General features: G+C 72.7%; 17 protein-coding genes. 7 read left to right on the forward strand and 10 right to left on the reverse strand.

The genetic code is table 11. From position 1 onward, the window contains the following. Position 1: 1 nt before the first annotated feature. A complete protein-coding gene (locus IE106_RS15650; protein WP_189534324.1) occupies positions 2–859 on the reverse strand; it encodes a helix-turn-helix domain-containing protein in 858 nt (285 codons plus the stop codon). 114 nt (positions 860–973) lie between these two features. Here IE106_RS15650 and IE106_RS15655 point away from each other — a divergent pair, with 114 nt between their 5' ends. Next, positions 974–1168 (forward strand): hypothetical protein, encoded by a 195-nt coding sequence (locus IE106_RS15655; protein ID WP_189534326.1) that lies wholly within the window; start codon positions 974–976, stop codon positions 1166–1168. 125 nt (positions 1169–1293) lie between these two features. After that, positions 1294–3123, forward strand: coding sequence for an acyl-CoA dehydrogenase (locus tag IE106_RS15660; protein WP_189534327.1), 1830 nt, complete (start codon positions 1294–1296; stop codon positions 3121–3123). Between the two features lie 97 nt (positions 3124–3220). Here IE106_RS15660 and IE106_RS15665 read toward each other — a convergent pair whose 3' ends face one another. Then, positions 3221–3730: a DUF6083 domain-containing protein gene (locus IE106_RS15665; RefSeq protein ID WP_229840483.1), complete on the reverse strand. Its 510-nt coding sequence runs from the start codon at positions 3728–3730 to the stop codon at positions 3221–3223. 106 nt (positions 3731–3836) lie between these two features. On the opposite strand from IE106_RS15665, the gene IE106_RS15670 reads away from it, so the two are divergent. Together IE106_RS15670 and IE106_RS15675 are read left to right on the forward strand one after the other, a co-directional pair. After that, positions 3837–5132 carry a M18 family aminopeptidase gene (locus IE106_RS15670; protein ID WP_189534329.1) on the forward strand — a complete coding sequence of 432 codons (1296 nt, stop codon included), beginning with the start codon at positions 3837–3839 and terminating at the stop codon, positions 5130–5132. Positions 5133–5212: 80 nt separating this feature from the next. Beyond that, positions 5213–5446 (forward strand): hypothetical protein, encoded by a 234-nt coding sequence (locus tag IE106_RS15675; protein WP_189534331.1) that lies wholly within the window; start codon positions 5213–5215, stop codon positions 5444–5446. Positions 5447–5681: 235 nt separating this feature from the next. Here the strand turns inward: IE106_RS15675 and IE106_RS15680 are convergent, their stop codons facing one another. Both IE106_RS15680 and IE106_RS15685 read right to left on the reverse strand, forming a co-directional pair. Continuing rightward, on the reverse strand, positions 5682–7508 hold the full coding sequence (locus tag IE106_RS15680; RefSeq protein ID WP_189534333.1) for an NHL domain-containing thioredoxin family protein: 1827 nt from the start codon (positions 7506–7508) through the stop codon (positions 5682–5684). 147 nt (positions 7509–7655) lie between these two features. Next, entirely contained in the window at positions 7656–8465 is an 810-nt protein-coding gene (locus IE106_RS15685) for a carbon-nitrogen family hydrolase (protein WP_189534336.1), read from the reverse strand. A gap of 198 nt (positions 8466–8663) precedes the next feature. On the opposite strand from IE106_RS15685, the gene IE106_RS15690 reads away from it, so the two are divergent. After that, positions 8664–9488, forward strand: a complete 825-nt coding sequence (locus IE106_RS15690) for a maleylpyruvate isomerase family mycothiol-dependent enzyme (RefSeq protein ID WP_189534338.1) — start codon at positions 8664–8666, stop codon at positions 9486–9488. Positions 9489–9553: 65 nt separating this feature from the next. Here the strand turns inward: IE106_RS15690 and IE106_RS15695 are convergent, their stop codons facing one another. From IE106_RS15695 to pdhA, 5 genes are all read right to left on the reverse strand, one after another. Beyond that, the gene (locus IE106_RS15695) at positions 9554–10867 is read right to left on the reverse strand and encodes an MFS transporter (protein WP_189534340.1); all 1314 of its coding nucleotides are present in this window, start codon (positions 10865–10867) and stop codon (positions 9554–9556) included. After that, positions 10864–11517 (reverse strand): GntR family transcriptional regulator, encoded by a 654-nt coding sequence (locus IE106_RS15700; protein WP_189534343.1) that lies wholly within the window; start codon positions 11515–11517, stop codon positions 10864–10866. Before IE106_RS15700 ends, IE106_RS15695 begins: the two co-directional genes overlap by 4 nt. Positions 11518–11665: 148 nt before the next feature. Continuing rightward, positions 11666–13078 carry a dihydrolipoamide acetyltransferase family protein gene (locus IE106_RS15705; protein WP_189535044.1) on the reverse strand — a complete coding sequence of 471 codons (1413 nt, stop codon included), beginning with the start codon at positions 13076–13078 and terminating at the stop codon, positions 11666–11668. 29 nt (positions 13079–13107) lie between these two features. After that, positions 13108–14088, reverse strand: coding sequence for an alpha-ketoacid dehydrogenase subunit beta (locus IE106_RS15710; protein ID WP_189534345.1), 981 nt, complete (start codon positions 14086–14088; stop codon positions 13108–13110). 2 nt (positions 14089–14090) lie between these two features. Beyond that, positions 14091–15293, reverse strand: coding sequence for a pyruvate dehydrogenase (acetyl-transferring) E1 component subunit alpha (pdhA, locus tag IE106_RS15715; RefSeq protein WP_189534347.1), 1203 nt, complete (start codon positions 15291–15293; stop codon positions 14091–14093). Between the two features lie 591 nt (positions 15294–15884). On the opposite strand from pdhA, the gene IE106_RS15720 reads away from it, so the two are divergent. After that, entirely contained in the window at positions 15885–16883 is a 999-nt protein-coding gene (locus IE106_RS15720) for a phosphotransferase (protein WP_229840539.1), read from the forward strand. Positions 16884–16900: 17 nt separating this feature from the next. Here the strand turns inward: IE106_RS15720 and IE106_RS15725 are convergent, their stop codons facing one another. Next, a complete protein-coding gene (locus tag IE106_RS15725) occupies positions 16901–18640 on the reverse strand; it encodes a protein kinase domain-containing protein (protein ID WP_189534350.1) in 1740 nt (579 codons plus the stop codon). A 312-nt stretch (positions 18641–18952) separates the two neighbouring features. Here IE106_RS15725 and IE106_RS15730 point away from each other — a divergent pair, with 312 nt between their 5' ends. After that, positions 18953–20614 carry a protein kinase domain-containing protein gene (locus IE106_RS15730; RefSeq protein WP_189534353.1) on the forward strand — a complete coding sequence of 554 codons (1662 nt, stop codon included), beginning with the start codon at positions 18953–18955 and terminating at the stop codon, positions 20612–20614. The last annotated feature ends 49 nt before the right edge of the window (positions 20615–20663 follow it).

Consider the following 20663-nt stretch of genomic DNA (forward strand, 5'->3'; position numbering starts at 1 on the left):
GTCAATGGGCGCGCTTGCCATTTCGGTAGTCCTCAGCCGCTTCCTCGATCCAGGCGAGGGACGCCTCTGGCGGCAGAGCGGCGGCCCTGAGGCGATCGTATGCCCTGCGATAGAGCTTCACGAGGGCCGGATCGTCCAGGATCTGCCCGTGATAGGGGCCTTCCGTATAGACGAGCGGAGGCTCGTCATCGAAGTCGAGGGACATGAGCGGTAGCTCCATGTAAGGCTGCGTCGCGGCGTTCCACTGGAGGACCTGCGGAACGATCCGTTGGCGCCTAGCCAAGGCCGCGATGTGCTCCAGCTGTTCCACCATCTCGGCCGGGGGTACCAACGGGTGACGCACCAGAGACTCGTGCAGGATCACCCAGTACTCCGGTCGCTTCGGGTCGTCGAAGAGCCGGGCCCGCGCCAATCGGTCGCGCACCTTCGCTTCGGCCTCTTCCCGAAGGTCCAGCGAGTGAGTGCATCTCATGATCGAGCGCGCGTATGCCTCGGTCTGGAGCAGTCCCGGGATCAGGGCGTTGGCCCACTCCTCGATCACCCGTGCACGTGTCTCCGACTCCACGATCGGCGCGAAGTACGACGCGTGCGCGCCCTGCTTCGCCCGCCGCACGTCCTCGCAGCACCGCTCGAAGTACCCGTCCGTCTTCAGGACGCGGTCCACGTGCCGGGCCAGGTCCACCGGCATGCGGCGCTGGCCGCGTTCGATCTCGCTCAGGTACGTCGCCCCGTAGAAGCTGCCCTCGACCAGCTGCTCCAGGGTGAGCGCCGACCGCTCGCGCTGGAAGCGCAGCTCCTTGCCGTAGAAGCACGGGACGCTCTCCGACCCGTCGATGTCCTTCCGCTGCCCTCGCGCCATCGAAGATCACCTTTCACACCTCGCGCCGTGGTGCCCCGGCCCCTTCCGACGGTAGGGGTGATCGCGGCACCGTGTGACCGGTTCGTCACACCACGCACGGAAAGGGTGAGCCCCATGGCCATCGACCACGACCTGGAGCAGGACAAGGAGGCCCGCGGCCTCGTGAACGAGCTGCGGATCCTGCTCGGGTCGCACGACATCAAGCTGCCGTCGCTCGGACGGGACTACGGCAGCCCGCCGCTCATCACGCTGGGCAACTGCAACCTGGCCACCGCGCGGGCGCTCGTCGCCGTCCTGCGCCGGGTGTAGGCGCGAAGCTCGTCACAGTTCGGGCGGCAGGGGTTGCCCTTATTACCCACGGGTAGCATCATCGTAGCTACCAGCTGGTAGATGCACGAGGAACCTGCCTCCCGATCCCTTACGGAGCCGTCGCCATGGGGCACTACAAGTCGAATCTCCGCGACATCGAGTTCAACCTCTTCGAGGTCCTCGGCCGCGACAAGGTGTACGGCACCGGTCCGTTCGAGGAGATGGACGTCGAGACCGCCAAGAGCGTCCTGGACGAGCTGTGCCGGCTCGCGGAGAACGAGTTCGCCGAGTCCTTCGCCGACGCGGACCGCAACCCGCCGGTCTTCGACCCGGAGACGAACACCGCGCCGATCCCTGCGTCGTTCAAGAAGTCCTACAAGGCGTTCATGGACTCCGAGTACTGGCGGCTGGGCCTGCCGGAGGAGATCGGCGGCACGACCTCCCCCCGCTCGCTCATCTGGGCCTACGCGGAGCTGATCCTCGGCTCGAACCCGGCTGTCTGGATGTACTCCTCGGGCCCGGCCTTCGCCGGCGTCCTCTTCGAGGAGGGCAACGAGGCCCAGAAGAAGATCGCCGAGATCGCGGTCGAGCGCCAGTGGGGCTCCACCATGGTGCTGACCGAGCCGGACGCGGGCTCGGACGTGGGCGCCGGCCGCACCAAGGCGGTCCAGCAGGAGGACGGCTCGTGGCACATCGAGGGCGTGAAGCGCTTCATCACGTCCGGTGAGCACGACATGTCGGAGAACATCCTCCACTACGTCCTCGCCCGCCCCGAGGGTGCCGGTCCGGGCACCAAGGGCCTGTCGCTGTTCCTCGTCCCGAAGTACCACTTCGACTGGGAGACCGGCGAGCTGGGCGAGCGCAACGGCGTCTACGCGACGAACGTCGAGCACAAGATGGGCCTCAAGGCGTCCAACACGTGCGAGATGACCTTCGGTGACCGGCACCCCGCCAAGGGCTGGCTGATCGGCGACAAGCACGACGGCATCCGCCAGATGTTCCGCATCATCGAGTTCGCCCGCATGATGGTCGGCACGAAGGCCATCGCCACCCTGTCGACGGGCTACCTCAACGCGCTGGAGTACGCCAAGGAGCGCGTCCAGGGCCCCGACCTGGCGAACTTCATGGACAAGACCGCGCCGAAGGTCACCATCACGCACCACCCCGACGTGCGCCGCTCGCTCATGACGCAGAAGGCGTACGCGGAGGGCATGCGCGCCCTCGTCATGTACACCGCCGCGGTCCAGGACGAGATCCAGGCCAAGGAGGCGGCCGGCGAGGACGCCAAGGCCCTGCACGGCCTGAACGACCTGCTGCTGCCGATCGTGAAGGGCTACGGCTCCGAGAAGTCCTACGAGCAGCTCGCCCAGTCGCTCCAGACCTTCGGCGGCTCCGGGTACCTCCAGGAGTACCCGATCGAGCAGTACATCCGCGACGCCAAGATCGACACCCTCTACGAGGGCACCACGGCCATCCAGGGCCAGGACTTCTTCTTCCGGAAGATCGTCCGCGACCAGGGCGCCTCGCTGAACGCCCTCTCCGAGGAGATCAAGAAGTTCCTCGCGCTGGGCACCGGCGGCGACGACCTGGCCGGCGCCCGCGAGTCGCTCGCCAAGGCGGCCGTCGACCTGGAGGGCATCGTCGGCAAGATGCTCACCGACCTCACCGCGACCGGCGAGGACGTCAAGAACATCTACAAGGTCGGCCTGAACACCACCCGCCTGCTCATGGCCTCCGGTGACGTCGTCGTCGGCTACCTGCTGCTGCGCGGCGCCGCCGTCGCCGCCGAGAAGCTGGCCGCCGGCGCCTCCGCCAAGGACGTCCCCTTCTACCAGGGCAAGATCGCGGCGGCGAAGTTCTTCGCGGCCAACGTCCTGCCGGGCGTCACCACCGAGCGCCTGATCGCCGAAGGCGTCGACAACTCCCTGATGGAGCTGGACGAGGCCGCCTTCTGACCGGCGCCCCCCGCGTGGCCTGACGGCCCGCCTCCCCGGACGGTCCGGTCCGGGGAGGCGGGCCGTCCGCGTGTCCGCCCCCCTCCGGCGCCGGGCCTCAGCCCCGCAGCCGCCCCGGACACACGTCGAAGTGGCTCACCCGGCACGTGTCCACCGGGGCGGCGCCGTGCAGGTGCACCGCCGTGCCGTCCCCCGCTATGTACCAGCGCCTGCCGCGCGGCACCACCGCCACCGGGCGCACCCCCGGCTCGATCGCCACCCACCGGTCGCCCGCCGTGCGGTGCCAGCGCGCCCGGCCCCCGCAGTGCCGGCACGTCATGGGCGAACCCGCGCGCGGCGACGGGGCCCGCCCCGGCCCCCGCCCGGACGCGCGCAGGGCCGCCTCGGTCACCGGCAGCACGTCCCCCAGCCGTACCGGATCGCGGTCCGCCGAACCCGTGCCCGCCCTCGTGCAGGCCGGGCACAGCGGCATCATCAGCGGCACGCTCCACTGGGCGCCGGGCGCCTCGCAGGCCGCGCAGAAGGGCGCCGCCGCCGGGCGGGCGGGCACGCCCCCGAACGGAGCGGCCGAAGCCGTCGTCGTCTCCACCAGTGCACCTCCGGTCACGCGTCGGTCAACGGTGTGTCGTCCCCGTCGATACTCGCAGCCACCACTGACAACGCCGCGTCCCGAACCCTGCGCCCGGCCGGGCGGCCGACCGTATGGTGTGCTCATGAGCAGCTCTCCGCCCCGCTTCGACCGCGGCCACACCGACGACCTCATGACGTTCCTCACGGCCTCGCCGTCCCCGTACCACGCCGTGGCGACCGCCGCCGAGCGGCTGGAGAAGGCCGGCTTTCGCCAGGTCGAGGAGACCGCCGCGTGGGACGGCACGACCGGCGGCAAGTACGTGATCCGGGGCGGCGCGATCGTCGCGTGGTACGTGCCGGAGGGCGCCGCCCCCCACACCCCGTTCCGGATCGTGGGCGCGCACACCGACTCGCCGAACCTGCGCGTCAAGCCGCGGCCCGACAGCGGCGCGCACGGCTGGCGGCAGGTCGCCGTCGAGATCTACGGCGGGCCCCTGCTGAACTCGTGGCTCGACCGGGACCTCGGCCTCGCCGGCCGGCTCTCCCTCCGCGACGGCAGCCACCGCCTGGTCAACGTCGACCGGCCGCTGCTGCGCGTCCCCCAGCTGGCCATCCACCTGGACCGGCAGGCCAACGAGGGCCTGAAGCTGGACCGGCAGCGCCACATGCAGCCCATCTGGGGCCTCGGCGACGACGTCCGCGAAGGTGACCTGATCCGCTTCCTCGCCGACGAGGCCGGCCTCGACGCGGAGGACGTCGCCGGCTGGGACCTGATGGTCCACTCCGTGGAAGCCCCCGCCTACCTGGGCCGCGACCGGGAACTGCTCGCCGCGCCGCGCCTGGACAACCTGCTGTCCGTGCACGCCGCCACCGCCGCGCTCGCCGCCGTCGCCACCGCCGGCGACCCGCCCGCCCACCTCCCCGTCATGGCCGCGTTCGACCACGAGGAGAACGGCTCCGAGTCCGACACCGGCGCGCAGGGCCCGCTCCTCGGCACGGTGCTGGAACGATCCGTCTACGCGCGCGGCGGCACCTACGAGGACCGCGCCCGCGCCTTCGCCGGCACCATCTGCCTCTCCTCCGACGTGGGCCACGCCGTCCACCCCAACTACGCGGAGCGGCACGACCCCACGCACCACCCGCGCCCCAACGGCGGCCCCATCCTCAAGGTGAACGTCAACCAGCGGTACGCCACGGACGGCGGCGGCCGCGCCGTGTTCGCCGCAGCGTGCGAGGAGGCCGGCGTGCCGTGGCAGACGTTCGTCTCCAACAACGACCTGCCCTGCGGCACGACGATCGGCCCCATCACCGCCGCCCGGCACGGCATCCGCACCGTCGACATCGGCGTCGCCTGCCTCTCCATGCACAGCGCGCGCGAGCTGTGCGGCGCCGACGACCCGTACCTCCTGGCCGGTTCCCTGGCCGCCTTCCTCAAGTGACCCCGTGACCGGAGGCGTTGCGGGGCCCGCAGCGGGTACCCGCAACACTCCGGTACGAGTTATCACCGAGGAGGCACACCATGGGCCTGGGCGGATGCCTGCTGCTCATCGCGGGAGGCGCGATCCTCACGTTCGCGACCGACTGGGAGATCAGCGGATTCAACCTGGACGTAGCCGGACTGATCATGATGGCGGTCGGCCTGATCGGCATCGCCGCGTACACCAGCATCGCGCGCCGGCGCAGGGCGGTGGTGTCACCCGTGGCCCCGGTCGTGGAGCCCGACCCGCTCCGCGACGACGGCCGCACCCTCTGAGCGGCCCCGTGAAGCCGGCGGATACCTCCGCGAAAGAGGCGGGGTGACACCGTGTCAGCACGGTCCCGCCGGAGGACGACCCACCGCGCCGATCGCCGTCAGGGCCCGTAGTGACGGGCCCTGACGGCGATCGGCACGGTGGGGGCGGGCCGCCCCTCCCGCCACCGGAACCCGGCCCGCCGAACGCCCCCGGCACGGCCGCGCGGGCCGCGCCGGGAACCCGGGACCACTGGGACTACGCCTCGTCGAGACCCGCCAGGATGAGGGGGAGACGCGCCGCGCCGCCCTCCTCGACCCGCACCGGGACGCCCCAGTCCTGCTGGTGGACGTGGCAGGCCGGGTACTCGTTCTCCGGGTCGTCGTCGCAGGACGCGGCCATCGCCGAGACGTGCAGGACGCCCCCGGTCACCGACGGGTCCAGCTTCAGCTCGCGGAACAGGTCGGTGCCGCTGCCCGCCCCGTCCGCCAGCAGCTCCGGCGGCGTCGACGAGACCAGCAGCCGCGTCGACGGCCCGTACCGCTCGTCCAGCTTCTGCCCGGTCGGCGCGCGGAACACCACGTCCAGCCGCAGCGTGCCCGGCGCGATCGCCGTCGCCTCCCGCTGCGTGCGGTGCGCCACCGCCGCGACCTGCACGGCCTCCTCCGGAAGCCGCAGCCGGGTCAGCCGGTGCCGCGCCGACTCCACCACCACCAGGTCGTCGCCGACCAGGACCGCGTCGCTCGGCTCGCGCAGGTCCGTCGCGAGGGTCGTCACCTCACCGGACACCGGGTCGTAGCGGCGCAGCGCGTGGTTGTACGTGTCGCAGACCGCGACCGAGCCGTCCGGCAGCGCGGTGACGCCCAGCGGGTGCTGGAGCAGCGCCTGGTCCGCGGCGCCGTCCCGGTGCCCGAAGTCGAACAGGCCGGTGCCGACGGCCGTGTGGACCACGCCCTCGGGATCGACCCAACGCACGGCGCTCGTCTCGGAGTCCGCGACCCACAGCCGGTCCTCGGTCGCGGCGAGCCCGGACGGCTGCGCGAACCACGCCTCGCCGGCCGGCCCGTCGACGAGCCCCTCGTTGGTCGTGCCGGCGGCGACCTCCACGGTCCCCGCCTCCGGGTCGTACGCCCACAGCTGGTGGACACCGGCCATCGCGATCCACACGCGGCCCCGCCACCACGCCACGTCCCACGGCGACGACAGGGCGACCTCACGGGCCGGACCCGAGGTCGGGGAGCCCTGCATCCACTGGGCGCCGGTCCCCGCGAGCGTCGACACCTCGCCGGTCACCGGGTCCAGGGCGCGCAGCGCGTGGTTCACCGTGTCCGCGACGACGATCCGCCCGTCCGGCAGCGCGCACATCCCCTGCGGCTCGCTGAACCGCGCCGCCCGGGCCGGCCCGTCGGCCAGGCCGCGCGTCCCGTCCCCGTACCGGCGCACCACGGTCTCGCCGTCCGCGGCCAGCTCGACCAGCCGGTGGCGGGTCGTGTCGGAGACCAGGAAGCCGCCGGAGTCCAGGAGGAGGGCCTTGCCGGGGAAGCGCAGGTGCGTGGCGACCGGCTCCGGCGGCACGTACGGCCCGTCGCCGCGCCGCAGCGTGCCCTTCGCCTCGTGCTCGGCCTCCAGCTCCTCGACCAGGGTCTCGATGGCCTTGGCGTGGCCCTCGCCCGCGTGCTGGGCGACGACGTACCCCTCCGGGTCGATCACGACCAGCGTCGGCCAGGCCCGCACGGCGTACTGCTTCCAGGTCACCAGCTTCGGGTCGTCCAGCACGGGGTGCTCGACCCCGTACCGCTCGACGGCGTCGACGACGGCCTGGTGGTCGGCCTCGTGCACGAACTTCGGCGAGTGCACGCCGACGATCACGACGGTGTCCCGGTGCTTCTCCTCCAGCTCCCGCAGCTCGTCGAGGACGTGCAGGCAGTTCACACAGCAGAAGGTCCAAAAATCGAGAATGACGATACGTCCCCGCAGGTCAGCGAGGCTGTACGAGACTCCGCCCGTATTGAGCCAGCCCCCCTCGCCCACCAATTCAGGAGCCCGTACCCGAACGCGCCGAGACGCGGAAACGCTTTCGTTCATCCTTCAAGGGTGCCATCCCCGCCGCGCCCCGCCGCCGCGGGAGCCGTTCCGCCGGGAGGGGCGGGAAAGGGGGGCGGAGAGGGGCCGGGCGGGGAGGGGCCGGGCGCGGGGCCCGGCCCTCCCGCGCCCCGCGCGCCGCGGCGCCCCCTACCGGCCGCCGGTCCCCGGGCGGACCGGGGCCGTGATCCCCAGCACGCGGTCCTTCAGGGCGGGGAACTGCTCCCGGGTCGTCGCGACGCGGGCCGGGTCGAGGTCCACCACCAGGACCTCCTCCCCGCGCCCCGCCTCGCCGAGCACCTCGCCCCACGGGTCGACGACCACGCTGTGCCCTGCCTGCTCGACCCCCGCGTGCGTCCCGGCCGTCCCGCACGCCAGCACGTACGCCTGGTTCTCCACCGCCCGCGCCCGCGCCAGCAGCGACCAGTGCTCGCGGCGCCGGGCGGGCCACCCCGCCGGGACGACGAACGCCGCCGCGCCCGCGTCCACCAGCCCCCGGAACAGCTCGGGGAACCGCAGGTCGTAACAGGTCGCCAGCCCGAACGGCAGCTCCGGGCACGGCGCGACGGCCAGTTCGCCGCCCGCCGACATCAGCACCGCCTCGCCCTGGTCGAAGCCGAACCGGTGGATCTTGCGGTAGGTCCGGGCGAGCTCCCCGTCGGGGGAGAAGATCAGCGCCGTGTTGTACAGGGCGTCCCCGTCGCGTTCGACGAAGGAACCGGCGTGCAGCCACACCCGGGCGTCCGCCGCCGCGGCCGCCATCGCCTCGTACGTCGGCCCGCGCAGCGGCTCCGCGTCCGTCGCGAACGCCTCGTAGGCGAAGGCGCCGACCGGCCACAGCTCGGGCAGGACCACCAGGTCCGACGCCGATTCGTCGCGCACGAGCGCGGCGGCGCGCCGTCGGCGCGCGTCCACCGTTTCGTCCGGGTTGACCGCAATCTGGATCAGAGAGGCGCGCACACTACCACCGTCCTGGCGTTGAAGCCGTCAATACGGGCCTACGATCGTCACACGAAAGCACTGCCGAGGGGCTCGCGGGGAGCGTACTGTTTCTTCCTGGGGGTTCTCCCCCGAGGACTGCGTCCAGGGGGACCCCCCGGGGCTCCCCGGCAGATGCCACTGCACCCAGCCCGCGTACCAAGCCGCACGAGGGGTCCCGTGACCGTCCATCCCAGCCTCCAGAACTACGCCGACGCCTGGACCCACTCCGTCGAAGCCATAGCCGAGCTGGTGCAGCCGCTCGTCGAGGGCGAGTGGAACCGCGCCACCCCGTGCCCCGGCTGGTCGGTCCGGGACATCGTCTCCCACGTCATCGGCCTGGAGTGCGAGATGCTGGGCGACCCGCGGCCGATTCACTCCCTGCCCCGCGACCTGTACCACGTGCGCAGTGACTTCGCGCGCTACATGGAGATGCAGGTCGACGTGCGGCGGCACCACACGGCGCCGGAGATGACGGCCGAGCTGGAGTACGTCCTCATCCGCCGCGCCCGCATGCTGCGCAACGAGAGCCGCTCCCCCGACACGCTGGTGCGTGCCCCGCTGGGCGCCGAGCAGAGCCTCGAGACGGCGTACCGGATGCGCGCCTTCGACGTGTGGGTGCACGAGCAGGACCTGCGCACGGCGCTCGACAAGCCCGGCAACCTCGACTCCCCCGGCGCGTACGTCACGCGGGACAACCTGCTCACCGTGCTGCCGAAGGTGGTCGCGAAGGACGCGGGCGCCCCGCCGAACACGGCGGTCGTCTTCGACGTGAGCGGTCCCGTGGAGTTCCTGCGGACGGTCCGCGTGGACGCCGAGGGGCGCGGCACGATCGACGGGGCCCCGTCGCTGGGGCCGGCCGTGACGCTCGCGATGGACTGGGAGACGTACGTGCGCCTGGCCTGCGGCCGGGTGCGGCCCGCCGCGGTCGCCGACCGGGTGAAGGTGGAGGGCGACGAGGACCTGGCCGGCGCCATCCTCGCCCACTTCGCCGTCACGCCGTAGCGCTTCCCCGGGCGCGGTCGCGCCGGGGCGCCGCCGTGGGGCGGGCGCCCGCGTGCGCCGTGCGGTCACACCGGGACGTGGACCGCCTCCACGCGGCTGGCGACCAGCCGTTCGCGTTCCAGCCGGGCGGTGCGGGCCCGGAGGCGGAGGATCTGGGTGATGCCCAGCGCCTGGAGGACGAACACCGACGAGAACGCCACCCGGTAGCTGCCCCCGGTCGCGTCCAGGAGGACGCCGACCGCCAGCAGCGTCGTCATCGACGCGGTGAACCCGCCGATGTTGACGATCCCCGAGGCCGTGCCCTGCCGCTCCGGCGGGTTGGCGGGCCGCGCGAAGTCGAAGCCGATCATCGAGGCGGGTCCGCACGCGCCCAGGACGGCGCACAGCGAGACCAGCAGCCACATCGGCGCCCGGTCGCCGGGGTACGTCACGACGGCCGCCCACACGAGGGCCGTCGCGCCTATGGTGCCCAGTGCCAGGGGCGCGCGGGCCGCGTGGTGACGGGCGATCAGCTGGCCGTACACCAGGCCCACCACCATGTTGGAGAGCACCACCACCGTCAGCAGTTCGCCGGCCCGCCCCCGCGACAGGCCCTGCGCCTCCACCAGGAACGGCATGCCCCACAGCAGCAGGAACACCATGGCGGGGAACTGCGTCGTGAAGTGCACCCACATCCCGAGGCGCGTGCCCGGTTCCCGCCAGGCGCGGGCTGTCTGGTGCCGTACGTACGCGACCCCCGCGTGCGGCACCGGCTCCGGTTCGAAGCCCTCCGGATGGTCCTTCAGGAACGCGAGGACCAGCACCAGTACGACCAGTCCGGCCACCGAGCTGCCCGCGAAGGTCGCCGTCCAGCCCAGTTCGTCCAGCGTCCGCGCCAGCACCATCGTCGACAGGAGGTTGCCGACGACCCCGAACAACCCGGCGACCTGCACGATCAGCGGTCCGCGCCGCGCCGGGAACCAGCGGCTGCCCAGTCGCAGCACGGAGATGAACGTCATCGCGTCGCCGCACCCCAGCAGCGCCCGGGCCGCCAGTGCCGTCCCGTACGACGGGGACAGCGCGAAGCCCAGCTGGCCGGCGGTGAACAGCACGATGCCCAGCGTCAGGACCTTCCGCGTGCCCAGCCGGTCGACCAGCAGGCCGACGGGTATCTGCATGCCGGCGTAGACCAGCAGTTGGAGGATGGAGAACGCCGACAGCGCCGAGGCGTTGACGTGGAAGCGGTCGGCCGCGTCGAGTCCGGCCACGCCCAGCGAGGTGCGGAAGACGACCGCGACGAGGTACACGCAGACACCGACGCCCCACACGAGGGCCGCCCGGCGGCCACCGGGCGGATCGGCGGGGAGGGAGAAGGCGGACGAGGAGGTGGGCGAGGTCACCGGTCCTCACCCCGGACCAGCACCTTCACCCGGCTGACGTGGGAGCGGACGCAGCGCGCCGCGCCCTCCGCGTCGCCGTCGCGCAGTGCCGCCAGGATCTCGGCGTGCTCGGCGATGTTCTTCGCGACGCGGTCGGGGTGCGCCTCCATGACGGCGACCCCCATGCGCAGTTGACGGTCCCTCAGCTGGTCGTACAGCTTCGACAGGATCTGGTTGCCGGCGTGGCGGACGATCTCCGCGTGGAAGCAGCGGTCCGACACGGCGACCGCGCGGAGGTCGCCCTCGTCGGCGCGCCGGCGCTGTTCGTCGAGCAGTTCCTCCAGGCGTGCCAGGAGCGGGGCGGGCAGCGGTACGGCCCTGCGGACCGCGAACTCCTCGACCAGCAGCCGGGTCTCCACGACGTCCGAGATCTCCTGCGCGGAGACGGCCAGGACCAGGGCGCCCTTCTTGGGGTAGAGCTTGAGCAGCCCTTCCATCTCCAGTTTCAGCAGCGCCTCGCGCACCGGGGTGCGGGAGACTCCGACGGCTTCCGCCAACTCCCCTTCGGTGAGCAGGGTTCCGCCCTCGAAGCGGCGGTCGAGCACCGCCTCCTTGACGTGGGCGTAGACCCGTTCGGCGGCAGGCGGGGAGGGGGGCGCGGCGGATGGCATGCGCACAGGATAGATACAAGTAGGCTACATCAAGGGGCTTGTCCAGCATGTGGACGGGCCCCGGCGGGCCGAAGGGCCCGGACGCGACCGGCGTCCGGGCCCTTCGTGCGGCGGGAGCGGACCCGGGTCCGCTCCCGCCGGGTGGTCGTCACGCCCAGGTGATCAGGCGCTTGGGCTGCTCCAGGACGGCCGCCACGTCGGCCAGCACCTTCGAGCCCAGCTCGCCGTCGACGAGCCGGTGGTCGAAGGAGAGCGCCAGCGTCGTGACGTGCCGCGGCTTGACCTTGCCCTTGTGCACCCACGGCTGGAGCTTGATCGCGCCGACCGCGAGGATCGCCGACTCGCCGGGGTTGAGGATCGGCGTGCCGGTGTCGACGCCGAAGACGCCGACGTTGGTGATCGTCACCGTGCCGCCCTGCATGGCCGCCGGGGTCGTCCTGCCCTCGCGGGCGGTGGCGACCAGCTCGCCGAGCGCCGTCGCCAGCTCCGGGAGGGTCTTGGCGTGGGCGTCCTTGATGTTCGGCACGATCAGGCCGCGCGGGGTGGCGGCGGCGATGCCCAGGTTGACGTAGTGCTTGACCACGATCTCCTGGGCCGCCTCGTCCCAGGAGGCGTTGATCTCCGGGTGGCGCCGGATCGCGACGAGCAGGGCCCTGGCGACCAGCAGCAGCGGGTTCACCCGCAGCCCCGCCATGTCCCGGTCCGTCTTCAGCTCCTCGACGAGCCGCATGGTGCGGGTCACGTCGACCGTGACGAACTCGGTGACGTGCGGCGCGGTGAACGCCGACCCGACCATGGCCTGCGCCGTGGCCTTGCGCACGCCCTTGATCGGGACGCGGGTCTCCCGCACGCCGGCGGCGACCGGCTCGGCCACCGGGGCGGCGGCCGGCGCGGGCTGCTGCTGCGGGGCCGCCGCGGGGGCCTGCGGCCGGGGCTGCGCGGGTACGGCCGCGGGGGCCTGCGCGGGGGCGGCCGCCTTGTGCACGTCCTCGCGCGTGACGATCCCGTCCGGACCGGTCGGGACCACCGTCGCCAAGTCCACGCCCAAGTCCTTGGCCAGCTTCCGCACGGGCGGCTTGGCCAGCGGGCGGGCCTGCGGCACGGGGGCCACCGGGGCGGGGGCCCGGCCGTTCAGCTCGCCCTGGACCGCCGCGAGGGCGGCCGGGGCGGCGGCGGTGGCCGTCGCCTGCTTGCGCGGGCGCCGCTTCGTGGACGACGCGGCCACGCCGTACCCGACGAGGACCGGCTGGCGGCCCTGCGGCTCGGGCTCGGCCTCGGGCTCCGGCGCGGCGGCCGGTGCGGGCGCGGCGGCGGGGGTCTCGGCGGCGGCCGGCTCGTCGCCGCCCACGTTCACCGAGATGATGACCTCGCCGACGTCGACCGTCGTGCCCTCGGGGAAGCGCAGCTCGTGCACCACCCCGTCGAACGGGCAGGGCAGCTCCACGGCCGCCTTCGCCGTCTCGACCTCGCAGACGACCTGGCCGTCCGTGACGGTGTCGCCGGGCTGGACGTACCACTTGAGGATCTCGGCCTCGGTGAGACCCTCACCGACGTCCGGCATCTTGAACTCGCGGATCACGGGTGTTCCTCCTAGTACGCGAGCGCGCGGTCGACGGCGTCGAGCACCCGGTCCAGACCCGGCAGGTACTCCTCCTCCAGCCTGGCCGGCGGGTACGGCGCGTGGTACCCGCCCACCCGCAGCACCGGGGCCTCCAGGTGGTAGAAGCACCGCTCGGTGATCCGGGCGGCGATCTCCGCGCCCGAACCGAAGAACACCGGCGCCTCGTGCACGACGACCAGGCGGCGGGTCTTCTCGACCGACGCCTGGAGGGTGTCGAAGTCGATCGGGGAGATCGAGCGCAGGTCCACGACCTCGATCGACCGGCCCTCCTCGGCGGCGGCCGCAGCCGCCTCCAGGCAGGTCTTCACCATCGGGCCGTAGGCGACGAGGGTGAGGTCCGTGCCCTCCCGGGCGACGCGGGCCTGGTGCAGCTCGCCGGGGATGGCCTCGGTGTCGACCTCGCCCTTGTCCCAGTAGCGCCGCTTCGGCTCGAAGAAGATCACCGGGTCGTCGCTCTGGATCGCCTGCTGGAGCATCCAGTAGCCGTCCGACGGGGTCGCCGGGGTGACGACCTTGAGGCCCGCGACGTGCGCGAAGAGCGACTCGGGCGACTCGGAGTGGTGCTCGACGGCACCGATGCCGCCGCCGTACGGGATGCGGATGACCACCGGCACCTTCACCGCGCCGAGCGAGCGGGCCCGCATCTTCGCGAGCTGCGTGACGATCTGGTCGTACGCCGGGAAGACGAAGCCGTCGAACTGGATCTCCACCACCGGCCGGTAGCCGCGCAGCGCGAGGCCGATCGCGGTGCCCACGATGCCGGACTCGGCGAGCGGGGTGTCGATGACCCGCTCCTCGCCGAAGTCCTTCTGCAGACCGTCGGTGATCCGGAAGACGCCGCCGAGCTTGCCGACGTCCAGGCCCATGACGACGACCTTGGGGTCGGTCTCCAGGGCCTTGCGCAGCGACTCGTTGAGCGCCTTCGCGAGGGGGATCTTCTGTACAGCCATGGTCACTCGCCCTCTCCGTTCGCGAAGGACGCCTGGTAGGCGGCGAACTCCGCGCGCTCCTCGTCGACGAGCGCGTGCCCGTCCGCGTACACGTTGTCGAACATCGCCATGTGCTCCGGCACGGGCATGGCGCGGACGACCTCGCGGACGTGCTTGCCGAGGGCCTCGCTCTCCGCCTCCAGCTCCTCGAACCAGGCCGCGTCGGCGTGGCCCTGAGCCTCCAGGTGGCGGCGCAGGCGCAGGATCGGGTCCTTCGCCTCCCAGGCGGCCCGCTCCTCGTCGTGGCGGTAGCGGGTCGGGTCGTCGGAGGTCGTGTGGGCGGCCATGCGGTAGGTGAACGCCTCGATGAGCGTCGGGCCCTCGCCGCGGCGGGCACGCTCCAGCGCCCAGCGGGTCACGGCCAGGCAGGCGAGGACGTCGTTGCCGTCCACGCGGACGCCGGGGAAGCCGAAGCCCTGCGCGCGCTGGTAGAGCGGGACGCGGGTCTGCTTCTCGGTGGGCTCGGAGATCGCCCACTGGTTGTTCTGGCAGAAGAACACGACCGGGGCGTTGTAGACCGCGGAGAAGACGAACGACTCGTTGACGTCGCCCTGGCTGGAGGCGCCGTCGCCGAAGTAGGCGATCACGGCGGAGTCCGCGCCGTCCTTGGCGACGCCCATGGCGTAGCCGGTGGCGTGCAGGGTCTGCGAGCCGAGGACGATCGTGTACAGGTGGAAATTGTTGCTGTTGGGGTCCCAGCCGCCGTTGTTCACCCCGCGGAACATGCCGAGCAGGTTCGTCGGGTCGACCCCGCGGCACCAGGCGACGGCGTGCTCGCGGTAGGTCGGGAAGACGTAGTCGTCGTCGCGCAGGGCCCGGCCCGAACCGATCTGCGCCGCCTCCTGGCCGAGCAGCGAGGCCCACAGGCCCAGCTCGCCCTGGCGCTGGAGCGCGGTGGCCTCACCGTCGAAACGGCGGGTCATCACCATGTCGCGGTACAGGCCGCGCAGCTCCTCGGGGGTCAGGTCGACGTCGTAGTCGGGGTGCTGGACGCGCTCACCCTCGGGCGTCAGCAGCTGTACGAGCGGCGGCTCGGAGTCGGAACTCCGCGGCTTCTTCGCGCGCGCGGCGCGCTTGGCGGCACCGCCTGCAGCGGCTTTGGTGCCGCTGGTGCTGGTGCCGCTGCTGCGTCGCGGCTGGCGCGCGGCAGTGCTGTCCACGGTCACGTGCGTGCTCCTCCGTCTGTCCGGGCTCCCGGGGTCCGCCGGGTGGCCTGGGGTCCCCCGGCTCCTGTGGAGCTCGGGGAAGCGGCTCGCCTGGTCCGTACGCGATGCACGGGGTGGGTGCCCTCGGCCGGATACAGGCGTGACAGGTGTCCCGGCGAGTGCCCTGTGATAGGCACGTTACCCAGTGCGCAGCACTCCTGCGAAACCCCTCTGACCTGCGATTTTGCTTGGATTTCCAAGTAAATCGAGAAACACGGGGACAACGCCTGGTCACACCGCTGACACGGCTCGGATAACACACTGGTAACAGCCTCGCAGGCCGCCGGAACACCGGCACGTTATCCCGCGCACCCCGGCCTCGGGAAGAGTTCACCGGGGCGTGATGTGACGCGGGTCATCTCATAGTGATCTAACATCTGACAAGTGCCGCGCTCATCTGTAACGGCTCCGCTCGCCGCCCCCGACGTCCCGCACGTCCCCCGGCCGCGCCCCGGCCGCACCGCCCCGCAGGCCCGCCCGGGCTCGACGGCCCCCTCCGCCGCGGCCGCCCGCGACGCCTCGCCGGCGCCGTCCGCCCCGCCGCTCCCGCCGGTGTCCGCGCTGCTGCGCCGCCACCCCCGGTGCGGCGAGCCGCTCTCGTGCGTACCGGTCACCCAGGGCCTCCTCAACCGCGGCTACCGCCTCACCACCACACGCGGCACGTTCTTCCTCAAACAGCACCTGGACGCCCCCACCTCCGGCCACGCCACCATCACCCGCCAGCACCGCGCGACCGAGCGGCTGCACGCCCTGGGCGTCCCGGTCGCGCCCGCGCTGCCGGACGCCGAGGGCCTCACGGTCGCCCAGCTCGGCGGCCACTGCTACGCCCTGCACCCCTGGGTCGACGGGCGCCACCGCGACGGCGCCCAGCTCACGGCCGCCGGCTCCCGGCGGCTGGGCACCCTGCTCGGCTTCGTCCACACGTGCCTGGAGCGCGTCCTGGGCGTGGCCGGGGTGCACCCGGCGGCGCGCGAGTACGGCAGCGCCGACCCGGAGGACACGTTCCGGCTGATCGACGAGCTGCTGGCGCTGGCCAGGGCGCGGCGGCGCCGGGCCGCCTTCGACGAGCTGGCCGAGCACCGGCTGGTGGAGCGCCGCCGCCTGCTGGCCGCGCACGCGCACCGGCGCCCGGCCGCGGCGGCGCCCGCGGCGGGCGGCTGGGTGCACGGGGACTTCCACCCCCTGAACCTGCTGTACCGGGGTGCCGAGCCGGCCGCGATCGTCGACTGGGACCGGCTGGGCGTCCAGCCACGCGCCGAGGAGGCGGTCCGGGCCGCGATGATCTTCTACGTCCAGCCGGCGGGCCGCCTGGACCTGGCGAAGGTCCGGGCCTACGCGCGCGCGTACCGGCGGGCCGCCGGGGTCGACGCGGCGGAACTGGCCGCCGCGGTGCACCGCGTGTGGTGGGAGCGGCTCAACGACTTCTGGATACTGCGGTGGCGCTACCAGCTGCACGACAGCAGGGCCGACCCGCAGTTCCCCGCGGTGTCGGCCCTGGCGGTGTGGTGGACCCGCGAGTACGACGCGGTGTGCGACGCGTTCGCGGACTGAGGGCGGTGGCGGGCGCCTCAGTTCCCGGGGGTGGTGCCGCCGGTCGTCGTGGTGCCCGCCGACGTGCCGCCCTGCTGGCCGGAGGTGGTCGTCCCGGTGCTGTCGCCCCCGCCGCCGGTGTCGGTCGAACCGGTCGTCCCGTCGGTCGTGCCCTGGTTGGTCGTGCCGTCGGTGGTGCCGCCCTCGCTGGTGCCCTCGTCGGTGCCCTCGGTCGTGCCGCCGCCCGTCGTGTCGCCGGTCGTGCCCTGGTCGGTGGAGCCGTCCGTCGCCCCCGTGTCGCCGGTGTCGCCGCTCGTGGACGGCACCGGGTCCTGGCTGTACGACGGCGTCCACTGGGGCCGCGACGGGGGGTTCCAGTCACCGCCCCCGCCGGTCGACGTGCCGGGCTGCCGCGTCTCCTCCTGGGACTCCGAGGCGGACGGCGAGGGGGTGGCGCTGCGCGAGACGGACGGCGTCGGGCTGACGGACGGCTTGACGTCCGTGCCGGTCGGCGTCTCGCTCGCCCTCACCGCGTACACGACGCCCGCGACGATCGCGATCAGCGCGAACGCCACGAACAGCAGCACCTTGCCGCGGCCGCCCCCGCCGCGCCCGTTGTCGTAGGCGGCCGCGTAGGCGCCGTCGTCGGGGTTCCGCGGCGGCAGGATCGGGCCCTGCGAGGTGTCGCCGTGCACCGGCACCGGCCGGCCGGGGCGGGCCGGCGTCGACGGCCCCGTGCCCAGCCCCGCCGGCACGCCCATCACGGCGGTCGCCGCGACGCCGCCGTGCGGGGTGTGGCCGCCGTCGTGCGGGCCGACCAGGCCGGTGTTCCACGTGCCGGTGTGGCCGCCCTGCTCCTGGAGCATGCGCAGCCCGTACTGGATCAGCCCCCGCATCTCCTCGGCGCTCTGGAACCGGTCGTCCGGGTCCTTCGCCAGCGCCCGCATCGCCAGCCCGTCCAGCTCCGGAGGGGCCACGTCGGACACCTGGGAGGGCGGCACCGGCGTGTCCTGGACGTGCTGGTACACGACGGACAGCGGCGTCTCGCCGACGAAGGGGGGCCGCAGCGCGAGCAGTTCGTACAGCAGGCAGCCCGTGGCGTACAGGTCGGAGCGGTGGTCGACGGCCTTGCCGAGCGCCTGCTCCGGCGACAGGTACTGGGGCGTGCCCATGACCATGCCGGTCTGCGTCATCGTCGTGGACGCCCCGTGCAGGGCGCGGGCGATGCCGAAGTCCATGACCTTGACGGCGCCGCCGTGGGTGATGATGACGTTCGCCGGCTTGATGTCGCGGTGCACGATGCCGTGCTGGTGCGAGTAGGCCAGCGCCTCCAGCACGCCCGACACGATGATCAGGGCCTGCTCGGGCGGCGGGGCCTCCGCGCTGACCAGCAGCTCCCGGATGGTGCGGCCCTCGACCAGCTCCATGACGATGTACGGCACGGCCTGGCCGTTCACCTCGTCCTCGCCGGAGTCGTACACCGCCACGATCGCGTGGTGGTTCAGACCCGCGACGGACTGCGCCTCGCGCGTGAAGCGGGCCTTGGAGACCGGGTCCTCCGCCAGGTCGGCCCGCAGGAGCTTCACGGCGACGGTCCGGCCCAGCCGTACGTCCTCCGCCGCGAACACCTCGGCCATGCCGCCACGTCCCAGGCGGTGGGTCAGTCGGTAACGGCCGTCGCCCACCAGGCCGCCGGCACCGAACTCGACGGCGTCCGCGCGCCCCGACGCTCCGTCATCCGACACTCCGCCGCCACCTGCTTCGGATCCGGGTGCCATCGTCCTCGCCGTCATTTCCGTTGCTGTCCGCGCGCTGTGCCCGCGAGCGGTGTGCCGCCGTCTTTCCAGGGGTACTTCGCCACGTCACGCTACAGCCTCCACGCGACGCGCCGGTTCGGGATGGACCGGCCATCCAATCGGTTCCGCGTACACCTGTGCAAATTCGATGCGGTTCACGTAACGCTTACGAGACGCTTCCCGTGCGTACGGTCACGGAACGGGCACCCGGCTTGACGTGTCGGTGGCCTGGGGCAGACTTGGCCCGTAAATCCGGGATCACCGCGGGCACGCGCGCGCGTAGGGGGAAGCACGATGAGCCAGGACGGCGCACACGGCCGCTATGCGGGCGGGTCGGTGGCGAACGGCCGGTACCAGCTGCGCGACCTGCTCGGCGAAGGCGGCATGGCCTCGGTGTACCTGGCGTACGACAGCGCCCTGGACCGGCAGGTCGCGATCAAGACCCTCCACACGGAACTCGGCCGGGAGCAGTCGTTCCGCGAGCGGTTCCGGCGCGAGGCGCAGGCCGTCGCGAAGCTCCAGCACACCAACATCGTGTCGGTCTTCGACACCGGTGAGGACACGGTCACCTTCAGCGACCCCTCGATGGGCGACGGCGGCGTCATGCCGTACATCGTCATGGAGTACGTGGAGGGCCAGCCGCTCGGATCGGTGCTGGCGGAGGACGTCCGACAGTACGGCGCGATGCCCGCCGACAAGGCCCTGAAGGTGACCGCGGACGTGCTCGCCGCGCTGGAGACCAGCCACGAGATGGGCCTGGTCCACCGCGACATCAAGCCGGGCAACGTGATGACGACCAAGCGCGGTGTGGTCAAGGTCATGGACTTCGGCATCGCCCGCGCCATGCAGTCGGGCGTCACGTCGATGACGCAGACCGGCATGGTCGTCGGCACGCCCCAGTACCTGTCGCCCGAGCAGGCCCTCGGCCGCGGCGTCGACGCCCGCTCCGACCTGTACTCGGTCGGCATCATGCTGTTCCAGCTGCTGACCGGGCGGCTGCCGTTCGACGCGGACTCGCCGCTCGCCATCGCGTACGCGCACGTGCAGGAGGAGCCGGTCCCGCCGTCCTCCTTCAACCGGTCGATCACGCCGGCGATGGACGCGCTGGTCGCGCGGGCCCTGAAGAAGAACCCGAACGAGCGGTTCCCCAGCGCCGCCGCCATGCGCGACGAGTGCCTGCGCGTGCTGTCCGCCGGTCAGACCGGCGCGCCGATGATCGTCCCGGGCGCCCCGGCGAACAGCGGTTCGGGCGTCGGCTCGGCGGTGTTCCCGCCGCTGGACCAGTCGCACGCGGGCCCGCCGCCGCAGGGCGTCCGGACGCCGTACCAGGCGCCGACGCCGAGCCCGTACGGCCCGCCGACGCCGGCTCCCGCGCCGACCCCGGCCCCGGCGGCGTACGGCTACCCGCACCAGCACCCGGCCCCGACCCCGCCGCCCGTCTACCAGACGCCGGCCCCGTACCAGCCGGCGCCGGCCGGTGGCGGGGGCGGCGGGGGCGGCCGGCGGAACACGCCGCTGCTCGTGGGCGCGGTCCTGGTCGCGCTGATAGCCGTCGGCGGTGTGATCACCGCGGTCGCCCTCGACAAGGAGGACACCCCGAACACGACGGTGACGGGCACCACGCAGTCGAGCGCGGGCACCGGCTCCGGCACCGAGGGCGGCGACTACAAGGGCCCCGACCTCAGCAAGCGCGTCGACACCAAGGACTGCACGGAGCCCGGCGAGGGCGACGACCCGGAGAAGTTCAAGGTCCCGGACTTCCGGTACAAGAACATCACCTCGGTCAAGGAGTGCATCCAGGCGGCCGGCTGGAAGATCACCAAGGAGGTCGCGGTCAACGAGAACGTCTACGGCGACGGCACCGTCCTCACCCAGTACCCGCCGAAGGACACCGAGATCAGCACGGACGAGGCCACCTTCACCCTGGAGGTCTCCACAGGACGCGGCCAGCAGTAGCCGGCGGCGGGGAGCCGCCGTGGCGTCTTCCCGCCGTTCACCCGGTGTT

This window comes from Streptomyces roseolilacinus, assembly GCF_014649335.1.
Taxonomy (GTDB): domain Bacteria; phylum Actinomycetota; class Actinomycetes; order Streptomycetales; family Streptomycetaceae; genus Streptomyces; species Streptomyces roseolilacinus.